We start from the raw sequence: 11546 nt of genomic DNA, 5'->3' as shown, positions 1-11546 counted from the left end.
ATTTACAAAAACGCAAATAGCGTTTCAATTGCTGACATCAAGCAGCGCGATATAGAACTGTAGTTCGAGCCAACTGAACGACCCTCCCGCTTCAAATTACGCTTTTTGCGGGACGAATCTGTGCGCTTTGAGTGTTGGAACCTCACCCCTGTATAGCAAATGATTGCTTCCTATCCAAAGCGCCACCCACGGCATACCCACACAACACCCCCTCAACACCGGCCGGTTGGCTGTTTATTGCGCGTAAATTAGGCAATCGGAGAACACTGAGTTTTCCGCACTTTCGCTAGGAATGTCCGAAATCTGCCGCTGAGAGTGATGGTGCCGCTTAGAGGATTCGAACCTCTGACCCCCGCATTACGAATGCGATGCTCTACCAACTGAGCTAAAGCGGCATCGATAAAATGGACGAGCGCTGATGCTCTGCAATTTTACTGATCGCGCGCCATTACCAGCAGAGCAGGGCCGTGACAAGACTGCCTGATCGTTATTTCGAACGGCTGCGTTGCCGCTCGACGTTCCCGGGGCGTGGCAGGCCCGAGGCCCGAATTTACCATATATTTACCATGAGGGGTGCAAAACAGCATGGAACAGACGCAACCGCACTGGGGCAGCATGGAAAACCTACAGAATTATGGCGAAATTGGCGATCAGGACCCGACCACGGTGCCTGACTATGTCGCTTATCCCGACGACGATGGTGCGGTTGAAGCGCCGCCCTCCGTTGGGCAGGATGAACGCCGGATGCATGTGCGCGCGTATAATTTCTGGGCAGGGCTTCTGGGAGATCGGCTGTTTCCGAGCGTCGAGGATCTTTCCCCCGAAACCGACGATGATCTGGGCCCGAACAGCGTTTTGCTGGACTTCACCGATGGCATCGAAAATCCGACCATCCAGTTTCTCGGCCGCGCGCTGCGGGAAGAGTGCGACATAGATGCCTCGATGACGGCGGTGGCCGATGTGCCTGCCCGTTCGCTGCTGTCGCGGATCACCGATCATTATCTCCAAATTATCGCCAATCAGTCACCAATCGGTTTTGAGGCGGAATTCGTCAATCAGCGCGGCGTCACCATCATGTACCGGGGTATTCTGCTGCCCTTTTCGACCGATGATGAAACGATCGATTTTATCTATGGTGTGATCAACTGGAAAGAAATCGCTACGGATGCAATCCAGCAGGAGATTGAAGACGAGGTCTCCGAAGCGCTGCTATCGGCGCCGGATCGGCACATGGCGGGACCGGCCTGGGAAGACGGACCACATTCCACGAAAATCGGTGGCGACGAGCCGGCCATGCCGCTTGAGCTCACCGCGCAGGAAATCATCACCGTTGAGGATAGTCCGCATGTTGCTGATCCGGAAGAGGGAGCCAGTCTCGCCGACTGGCTGTCGGTTGCCCGTATCAGCGCGGACAATGCAGCGGATGGTGAGCAACGCAGCCGCGCTGCGCTTTATGCGGCCATCAGCCGCGCCTATGATTTCTACCTGATGACCAAAGAATATCCGGACGATTACCGGATGCTGCTCGACGATTCCGGCCTGGTGGCGCAGAAGCGCGCACCGATGACGCCAATCGTCAAGCTTGTATTTGGTGCAGGCTATGACAAAACGCGCCTCACCGAATATGCCACGGCGCTGAAATTCGCGGTGCGCAATGAAGTCGAAAAGGGCGCCTACGCGGCGTTGCTCGGCGCCTATGACGGCGGGCTGAAAGCCATCGTCCAGGCCGAACGCAAAGCGGGTCGACCCCCGGCGGCCAAGGCCAAGGCGTCGGCCATCGACGAAAAGCTGTTGGCGAAACTGCGCTCGGCACCATCCCGGCAGTTGCAGGACATCGACGCCGGAGATTCGGAATTCGTTGTACTGGTGGCGCGCCAGGGTCCGAACGGCGAATTGTCGATCGTCGGTCCGGTGCACGGCAATGACAGCCTGACCGGACAGGCGCTCCGGCATACCGACTGTTGACGATTACCGCAGCACTGCAGTGTTTCACCGGGCCTCATAGTTGCATCTGTAACGAAAATACCACTATCGGAAGTTTTTGCCGGTGCCGACGGGAAAGCGCCGGCTAGACCCTTGAGCCTGCGCGGCAATAAGAGCATAGCGTCCTGATGCTGACGAGAAATTCACTCGTCTTGATCCAATTGGGGGCGAAATGGCGGCCAACCGCAATCAGAAATCCACATTATCCGATGCCGACATCAGCAACCTGGAGCAGGCGCTAGTAGCAGCATTCCGGGAAAGTGCCTTGCCAGGCGAAAACACGGGCTTTGATGAACGCGCCTGCGAAGAGGCGGCCCGCTTCACCCTGCGTTGCGCGCAGGAACGGCAGGACAATGAAGCCAACGTGTCGTTGGAAAGCGTCAGCGGCGACCCCAATCAAAGGCATTTGCGTCTTGCGATTGTAAATGACGACATGCCGTTTCTCGTCGATTCGGTATGCGCGACCATCGCCGGCTTCGGCCTGACGATCGAACGGCTGATCCACCCGGTTATCCCCGTCGAGCGCGATACCCACGGCCAGCTCGTGCAGTTTTCCGCACAGGGAGATGACCAGAAGCGCGAATCCATCATCTATATCGAGCTGGAACGAACCGACGCGCGCGTTCGCCGGGAGCTCGTCAAGACGCTCCGCGCGAACCTCAAGGATGTGGCCGCAGCCGTCGAAGACTGGCTGAAATTGCAGGCAGTCCTGCAGAATCACGCCGAGGCGCTGCCCGAAGGAGAAGGCGCCCATTTGCTGCGGTGGTTCCTCGATCGCAACCTGACGCTGCTCGGTCACGAGATTGTCGACCGTGACGGCGACCGAACGGGACGTCTCGGCGTCACCCGGATGCGGGCACAGCCGATTCTTTCGGAGGAAAGCCGAAGGCGGGCCTTTCAATGGTTTGAAAAGGGGGGACAGGCCCCGCTGATCATCAAGTCGAATCAGCTTTCGACGGTCCATCGCCACGTCCTCATGGATCTGATCATTGTGCCAGCAACCGACGACACGGGGATCACCGGGCTGTCGATCACGTCCGGCATGTGGACCAGTGCCGCACTGGCCGCTCCGCCGGAAAACATACCGGTATTGCGGACCCAGCTCAGCCGGCTGCTGGACAAGTTCGAATTTTCCGTCGCGGGCCACGCGGGGAAAAGCCTCACCCATGCGCTGACTTCGCTGCCCCATGACCTGCTCATCACCTTCGCGCAGGATGATCTTGAAAAGCTCGCTCTCATCTCGATGTCCCTCATCGACCGTCCGCGCCCCAAGCTGCACAGCGTCATCTCGCCTCTGGCTCGTCATCTTTTTGCCTTTGTCTGGCTGCCGCGCGAGCAGCTGTCGACCGAACGGCGACAGAATGTGGAGAAAATGCTGACGGAAGCGACCGGAGCGCGAATATTGAGCTGGTCCAACACGCTGGAAGAGGGCGGGGTATCCTCGCTGCGATATACGCTCGATATGGGGGCCGATGGCAGAATTCCGGATCCCGATCTGCTCGACCAGGAGCTCGAGAACATGGTTCGGGGCTGGAAGCCGGAGGTAGAGAGAAATTTGCGGCTGGCCGGTCAGGAAAACCGGTCTGCCGTCCTCGCGCAACGCTATGCCGATTGCTTTCCCGGGACCTACCAGTCGACCTATGGAGCCTTGGAAGCGGCAAAGGATATCCTGCGGCTGTTCCGGCTGGAACGGGGCGGGCAGCGGTCGACGCGGCTCTACCGACTCGCCAGCGATGCCGATCATCTGCTGCGATTGAAAATCTATCATCTCGGCGGGGCGTTGCCGCTATCCGATGCGGTGCCGACGCTCGAAAATTTCGGCTTCACCGTGTTGGAATCGGTTCCGACCCCGCTGGATGGCGGCCGACTGGGATATATTCACGATTTCCTGCTCGAACTGCGGTCCGAAGAGCGATGCGAAAAGCTCATCGAGCGGGCGGAGGAAATTGAGGCGGCGATCACCGGCGTTCTGGAAGGCGAAGCGGAAAACGACGCCTTCAACCAGCTCATTGTTTCGGCGGGCATAGACCCTCGCTCGACGGTTTGGATGCGTGCCTGGTTCCGCTATCTCAGGCAGACGGGCCTCAGCTACGGTCTGGCCACGGTTGTTGAAGCCTTGTCGGAAGCGCCCGACGTCACATCGGCCATGATCAAGCTTTTCCGCGTTCTGCATGATCCCGATTTCGGCGGCAACCGCGAGGAATCAGCGCTTGCCGCGACCCGCGACGTCGAAGCGGCCCTGGTCAGCGTTCATGCGATCGACGATGACCGGATCCTGCGGTTGTTTCGGGCGGTTGTTGAATCGATTTTGCGGACCAATGCATTTGCCTACGGGCCCGGCGAAGCGCTGGCCTTCAAGATTGAAAGCGCAAAGATTCCCGATCTGCCGGCGCCGCTGCCCTGGCGGGAAATTTTCGTGTACAGCCCGCGGGTAGAGGGCATCCACTTGCGCGCCGGTCCGGTCGCCCGCGGCGGCTTGCGCTGGTCGGATCGCCGGGATGACTTCCGCACCGAAATATTGGGCCTGATGAAAGCCCAGCGGGTCAAGAATGCGGTGATTGTCCCGACCGGAGCGAAAGGCGGCTTTTTCGCCAAGCTGCTGCCGCCTGCCGATGATCGCGATGCGTTTCTGGCGGAGGGCATCGATGCTTACAAGATCTTCATTTCCGCACTGCTGTCGGTCACCGACAATATCGTGGAAGGCAAGGTCGTCCCGCCGGCGCGGGTCCAGCGCCTGGATGACGATGACCCCTATTTTGTCGTGGCTGCGGACAAGGGCACTGCGAGCTTCTCCGATATCGCCAACCAGATCGCTGTCGAGCGTGGTTTCTGGCTGGGCGATGCGTTCGCCAGCGGTGGCAGCAACGGCTATGACCACAAGGCGATGGGGATTACGGCGCGCGGCGCATGGGTCTCCGTGCAGCGCCATTTCGCCGAATCGGGCGTTGACGTGCAGACCGCACCCGTCCGGGTTGTCGGGGTCGGTGACATGTCGGGTGACGTATTCGGCAACGGCATGTTGCTATCGAAGAGTCTGAAGATCGTTGCGGCCTTTGATCACCGGCATATCTTCATCGATCCCGAGCCTGATCCCGCAAAAAGCTGGGTTGAGCGGAAAAGGCTGTTCGATTTGCCCCGGTCGAGTTGGGACGACTATGACAAGCAACTGATATCAAAAGGCGGAGCCGTATTCTCGCGCAGTTCCAAGACCATCAAGATTTCGAAGCAGATCGGCGAGCTGCTGGACCTGCCCCACGATGCCGACACCACCCCTTCGAAACTGATGTCCGCCATCTTGGCATGCAATGCCGATCTGCTGTGGTTTGGCGGCATTGGCACCTATGTGAAGGCTGCAGCCGAAAATCATATCGAGGTCGGCGACCCGGCCAATGACAAGATCCGGGTCAATGCCGAGCAGCTTCGCGTCAAGGTGGTCGGGGAAGGCGCGAATCTCGGCATCACCCAGGCTGCGCGGATCGCCTTTGCGGCTCGGGGCGGACGGATCAATACCGACTTTATAGACAACAGCGCGGGAGTCGATTGTTCGGACAATGAAGTCAACATCAAGATCGCGCTGAACGCGGAGCTGGTCAGCGGCAAGCTGAAGCCCGCGGCGCGCAATAGCCTCCTGGAATCGATGACCGACGATGTTGGCAGGCTGGTGCTGGAAGACAATCGTCTGCAGGCTCTTGGCCTATCGATTGCGGAAATGGGGGGCGTGAAATCTCTGCCCTGTTATGTTCGTCTTATCGACCAGTTCGAGGAGCAGGGGCAGCTGAACCGGTCGGTCGAAGGGCTCGCCAGCAACGAGGACCTGATCCGCCGCAGCCAGGAAAAGCGTGGGTTATACCGCCCGGAACTGGCGGTGCTGATCTCCACTGCCAAGCTGGCGCTGCAGGACGCGATCGAGAATAGCGATTTGGGCGATGATCCCGGCCTGAATAGCGAATTGCTTCAGGCATTTCCCGCTGCGATGCAGGAACGGCACGAATCGGCGATTCTCAACCACCAGTTGCGCCGCGAAATCATCGCCACAAAACTCGCCAACAGGATGATCAACCGGCTCGGCCTGATCGATCCATTCGAACTGGCAGAAGAAGAAGGAAGCTCGCTGGCAGAAGTCGCCCGCGCCTTCGTGATGGCGGAGCGCCTGTTTCATGCAGATGCTCTTTGGAAGGCGCTGGAGGACGCGCCGATTGCAGAAGATATCAGGATTGTGCTCTTTGACCGCCTTGCCTACGTCCTGCGCTCGCATATGGCGGATCTGATGCGGATCGGCGTATCGGACGCCCGAATAGAAGAAACCGTGGACATGCTGGCTCCGGGCGTGACCGCCCTCAATGACAATGTCGATGATCTGATAACCGCCGAAGGCAGGCTGCAAGCCGCAAATCGGATGGACGCGCTGATTGCCGATGGCGCCACCCCTGAAATTGCTGACAAAATTGCCAATATCTACAAGAATGACGGGGCGGCCGGTATCGCCTATCTCGCTCATAGCCGCGAAATAGACGCTCTGGATGTTGCCAAGGCCTTCACCCAGCTGGGCAGTCAGCTTGGTTTGGACTGGGCACAAATGACGGCGACCCGGATCAATCCCTCGGACCCCTGGGACCGCTTGCTGGTTGCCGGTCTGGCGCGCGATTTTCAGCAGATGCGGCTCGATTTTCTCCGGCGGACCAGAGGCAAGGACATGCAGCAATTCGTCAACAGCTGGGCAGACCGCAATATAGATCGCGTGGCTCAGTTCAGAAAGATCATGGATCGTGCCCAGCAGACCCCAAAGCCCTCGATAGCCATGCTGGCGCAGATCGCGGGACAGGCCCGGCTGCTGCTTTCGCGTTAGATCCAGTATCCAAGCAAATGGAGAGTAAGGCCGACGAGCCCGCCGACCAATGTGCCGTTCACGCGAATGAACTGGAGATCGCGGCCTACGGCATTTTCGACCCGGTCGGTGATCGTTTGTGTGTCCCAGCTGCGAATGGTCTCGGAGACCAGCTTCACGATATTGTCGCCGTAACTGTCGACGACGCCGATGACCGCCCGGCGACCGAACCGGTTGATCTGTCGATTCAACTGTCCGTCCTGCTGCAGGCTGTTGCCGAGTTGAACCAGCGCATCTCCGAACTGCCCGGCCAGAGCGGCGTCGGGATCGCGGGCGGCGCGTAACAGCGCTTCCCGGCCCTGTTCCCAGATGCCATCAAGCCACGAGGCGATCGCCGGATTCTCGATCATCTCGAGTTTCCATTCGTTCACTTTCTGACGAAGGGCCGGGTCCTGCCGCAGTTCAGCCGCCAGATGCGCCAGACTTTCCTCGGTTTTCGCGCGCACGGGATGCAGGGGGTCGGCCGCCATGTCGGCAAGAAGCTTGTAGAGACCGTCCAGCACTTCGTTCGCGACCCGGTCGTCGAGGCCCGTCCACCGCATCACCGCATTGGCACGGTCGGTCACGATGTTGCGGATCACCATTTCGTTGGTATCCAGCGTTCGGTAGGCCCAGCGGATCGAGGAATCGATCAGGGGCCCGTGCCGATTTTCTGCCATGACGGCTTCGAGAATCTGGCCAAGGGGTGTCGCTATGTCCAGTTTGACCGCCTGCTTTTTCACGGCGCCTTTGAACATCGTCCCTAGGCGATCCTTGTCGAGCGAAGCAATGGCATCGCCCAGCAGGCGCGAAGCGCCAAATTTCAGTCGCCCCTCGCCGCCGCTCGGCGATTGCAGGAATCGACCAATTCCCCCGGCCAGGTCGACATTTCGCATGCGCTGCGCGACCAGACGGGAAATCAGGAAATTGTCCTTGAGGAAATTTGCCAGCGTGTCGCCGATCCGGTCCTTGTTGCGGGGAATGATAGCGGTGTGCGGAATCGGTAGCCCCATGGGATGCCGAAAAAGGGCGGTTACCGCAAACCAGTCGGCCAGACCACCCACCATCGCCGCCTCGGCAAAAGCGCGCACGAAACCAATCGCCGGATGCACGTCTTCATAGCTTTTTGAAGTCACATATATGATCGCCATTAGCACCAGCATGCCGGTGGCGATGATCTTCATATCCTGCCCAGCATTGCTGGACGTGGCGGTGGAACGCGCTCCGCCACCCATGGCTGTCTGGGACGTTATGGGCTTCACTCGGCGGGTTGCACCTCTCCATCGGGCCGATCATGACGGTCATCGCCAGGCTTGTAGGTGAGCATCCGCGTGCGCAACCAGGGGCCGGCCCGGCGTTCGAATCCATCCGCTAGACTGAAGCCGGCAGGAACGATCACCAGGGTCAACAAGGTCGACACGATCAGGCCGCCGATCACGACAATGCCCATTGGCGCGCGCCAAGCCCCATCGCCCGAAAGGGAGATGGCGGTGGGTACCATGCCCGCGGTCATGGCCACGGTCGTCATCACGATGGGCTGTGCACGCTTGTGCCCGGCGTCCATGATGGCTTCGAATTTGGGTACGCCCTTCTTCATTTCCTCGATCGCAAAGTCGATCAGCAGGATGGAGTTTTTACTGACGATGCCGAGCAGCATCAGGACACCGATCAATACCGGCATTGAGAGAGATTTGCCGGTCGCCCAGACGAGGAATATGCCACCCAGCGGTGCCAGTGCAAGCGATCCCATGTTGACCAGCGGCGACATCAGCCGCTTGTAGAGCAGCACGAGGGTTGCAAAGACGAGCAATATGCCGGCGATCAGGGCGATGACAAAATTGACTGCCAGTTCCTGCTGCCATTCATCCTCGCCGAACGCTTCGTTCGATACGCCGGTGGGCAGGTTCTTCATGATCGGCAATTCGTATATCTTGCTCATCGCCTCGCCCTTGATCACATCCGGCGCCAGATCGGCTCCGACAAATGTCCGGCGGTTCTGGTTGTAGCGCTGAATGGATGTGGGGCCGGAGCCGAAGCTTACCGCGGCCACCCTGCTGAGGGGGACTGTGCCGCCGCTGGCAATGGGAATCGGTAGGTTTCTGATGGTTTCCAGATCGGATCTTGATTCGAGTGGCAACATGACCCGAATCGGAATTTGCCGGTCAGACAGCGAGAACTTGGCTGCATTCTGGTCAATCTCGCCAAGCGTGGCGATCCGGATCGTCTGGCTGAGCGAGGCCGTGGTCACGCCGAGTTGCGACGCCAGATCCATGTACGGGGTGATGATGATCTCTGGGCGGCTTAGGTCGGCCGCGATACGGGGAGCCCGCACCAGATCGATGCCCTTCATCTCTTCGACCAGCTGCGCCGCCGTCGAATCGAGCAGTTCCGGGTCGGACCCGGTGAGCATGATGGAAATGTCGCGCCCGGTACCGCCACCCCCGCTCTGCGACTGGAAGGAAATGCGTGCATCGGGTATTTTCTGGAGTTCTGGCGACAGGCTTCGCTCAAATTCGATCGAGGTTTTTTTCCGGTCTTTCTTCAGCGTCACGAATACGGTCGCATTGGTCTCCCGAACGCGGGTGAGCGCCCGCTCGACTTCGGGCTGCGCATACATGAGATTGGAAACCCGATCGGCAATCTTCTCGGTCTGCTGGAGGGTCGTGCCCGGCACCACCTCTATCTGGATGCGGCTGTTGTCTTCATTGGTGGTTGGCTGGAATTCAGCCGGCGTGATGGCAAACAGGATCACGGTCAGACCAAAGGACACCAGTCCCGCACCCATCATCCAGATGCGATGGTCATAGGCTCGCGCCCGGAACCGGCCCGACCGGTAGGCATACCAGAGAGCAAATCGCTCCCCTAGCAAGCCAACCAATCGCTTGATCAATTGCACCACGAGAAATGCCGCGACGAAGCCTACGGCGAGCCCACATGCGAGGCTCAGTATTGCCCGCAGAAAGTCGCTCGGGATGATAGCCGGAATCGCGCCGCTGATCGTCATTCCGACGATCGACGCCGTTCCGATGAATATAACGACAATCAGGGAAAACAGAACGAAGCCAATCAGATACTGCCACCAGGCGGCCTTCGCAGGTACCAGCGTCTGTCGAATGCGGTCGGCCTGGGACCGGTCCAGCACCCACTGCAGCAGACGCATGTAGCGGTCCATCCAGACTCCTTCGCCATGTTCGGCATGGCCTTGGGCCTTGAGGAAATAGGCTGCAATCATGGGCGTTATCATGCGCGCGACGGCCAGGCTCATCAGAACCGAGACCACGACCGTGATGCCGAAATTCTTGAAAAACTGACCCGAAATCCCGGGCATGAGTCCCACCGGAAGGAACACGGCGACGATGCAGAAGGAGGTGGCCACAACCGCAAGCCCGATTTCATCCGCAGCGTCGATGGACGCCTGATATGCGGATTTCCCCATACGCATATGGCGAACGATATTCTCGATCTCGACAATGGCATCATCGACAAGAACCCCCGCCACCAGACCGAGCGCGAGCAGCGAAAGAAAGTTGAGATTGAAGCCCAGCAAATCCATGAACCAGAATGTAGGGATTGCCGACAAGGGGATGGCGATGGCCGAGATGACGGTCGCACGCCAGTCGCGCAAGAAGATGAACACCACGACGACCGCCAGAATGGCGCCTTCGATCATGGCCAGCATCGAGCTTTTGTACTGCGACTTGGTATAGGTGACGCTGTTGAACAGGGGAATAAACTCGATGCCGGGGACTTCCGCCTGGATTTTATCCATGATTTCGACGGCATCATCAAAGACCGTGACATCGGACGCGCCGCGCGCTCGCGACATCGCGAAATTGACGACCTCGACCCCCTTGACCTTGCTGATCGAACTGCGTTCGCCGAAGGAGTCGCTGACTTCTGCGACGTCGCTCAACTTTACCGTTCCACCATTGCCCAGCGATATTTGCGTCTGCGACAGTTCATACGCGTCGTCAGCATTGCCGAGGACGCGCACCGATTGGCGGGTGCCTCCCACTTCTGCGCGTCCGCCGGCCGCATTTATGTTGACCTGGCGGAGGGCCGCGTTGACCTGATTGGCTGTGACGCCAAGCGCCTGCATCCGTTCGGGGCGGAGAATGACGCGGATCTCCCGGTCGACGCCGCCAAACCGGTCAACGTCTGCCATGCCGTCGACCGATAGCAGCCGCTTGGCGACTGTGTCGTCGACGAACCAGCTGAGCTGCTCGACGGTCATGTCGTCCGCTTTTACCGCAAAAAATGCGATCGGCCCGCCCACGGCATCGACCTTGGCTACTTGTGGTTCAAGGATGCCGTCGGGCAGGGATCCCCGAATCTGGTCCACTGCATTTTTTACTTCGTTGACGCTGTTGTTTACATCCGCGCCAATTTCAAATTCCACAAAGGTCCTGCTGCTGCCCTCGCTTGCGGTCGAACTGATGTTCTTCACGCCGCTGATTGACCGGACGGCCGCTTCAATTCGCTGTGTAATCTGGTTCTCGATTTCCGTCGGGGCGGCGCCAGGTTGCGAGATCGTGACATTGACCGCCGGGAACTCCACGTCGGGATTGTTGACGACGTCCATGCGGTTGAAGCTCAGCAAGCCGGCGAAGAGAAGGGCCGCGAAAAATACCAAAGGCGCGACCGGATTGCGCGTGCTCCAGGCTGAAATATTGCGAAGATTCATCGATCAGGCCTCAAA

General features: G+C 59.1%; 4 protein-coding genes and 1 tRNA gene. 2 read left to right on the top strand and 3 right to left on the bottom strand.

Annotation, left to right across the window (positions count from 1 at the left end; translation table 11 throughout):
* Positions 1 to 319: 319 nt before the first annotated feature.
* Positions 320 to 395 (bottom strand) — tRNA-Thr (locus V7650_RS07710).
* 190 nt (positions 396 to 585) lie between these two features.
* Between V7650_RS07710 and V7650_RS07705 the strand changes: the two genes are divergently transcribed.
* Both V7650_RS07705 and V7650_RS07700 read left to right on the top strand, forming a co-directional pair.
* Positions 586 to 1965: a PAS domain-containing protein gene (locus V7650_RS07705; RefSeq protein WP_335655671.1), complete on the top strand. Its 1380-nt coding sequence runs from the start codon at positions 586 to 588 to the stop codon at positions 1963 to 1965.
* A gap of 190 nt (positions 1966 to 2155) precedes the next feature.
* Entirely contained in the window at positions 2156 to 6829 is a 4674-nt protein-coding gene (locus tag V7650_RS07700) for an NAD-glutamate dehydrogenase (protein WP_335655670.1), read from the top strand.
* Here the strand turns inward: V7650_RS07700 and V7650_RS07695 are convergent.
* Entirely contained in the window at positions 6826 to 8082 is a 1257-nt protein-coding gene (locus tag V7650_RS07695; protein ID WP_335655699.1) for a DUF445 domain-containing protein, read from the bottom strand. The genes V7650_RS07700 and V7650_RS07695 overlap by 4 nt on opposite strands.
* Before the next feature lie 23 nt (positions 8083 to 8105).
* Entirely contained in the window at positions 8106 to 11531 is a 3426-nt protein-coding gene (locus V7650_RS07690; RefSeq protein WP_335655669.1) for an efflux RND transporter permease subunit, read from the bottom strand.
* Positions 11532 to 11546 lie beyond the last annotated feature (15 nt).

The sequence above is a fragment of the Parasphingorhabdus sp. genome, from assembly GCF_036964565.1.
Taxonomy (GTDB): Bacteria; Pseudomonadota; Alphaproteobacteria; order Sphingomonadales; family Sphingomonadaceae; genus Parasphingorhabdus.
The sequence above is the reverse complement of the archived record's forward strand: the minus strand, read 5'-3'. Positions and strand labels throughout refer to the sequence as shown.

Coding starts and splice junctions, on each gene's coding strand:
- V7650_RS07700 (WP_335655670.1), top strand. CDS start 2,156: ATGGCGGCCAACCGCAATCAGAAATCCACATTATCCGATGCCGACATC.
- V7650_RS07695 (WP_335655699.1), bottom strand. CDS start 8,082: ATGGGTGGCGGAGCGCGTTCCACCGCCACGTCCAGCAATGCTGGGCAG.
- V7650_RS07705 (WP_335655671.1), top strand. CDS start 586: ATGGAACAGACGCAACCGCACTGGGGCAGCATGGAAAACCTACAGAAT.
- V7650_RS07690 (WP_335655669.1), bottom strand. CDS start 11,531: ATGAATCTTCGCAATATTTCAGCCTGGAGCACGCGCAATCCGGTCGCG.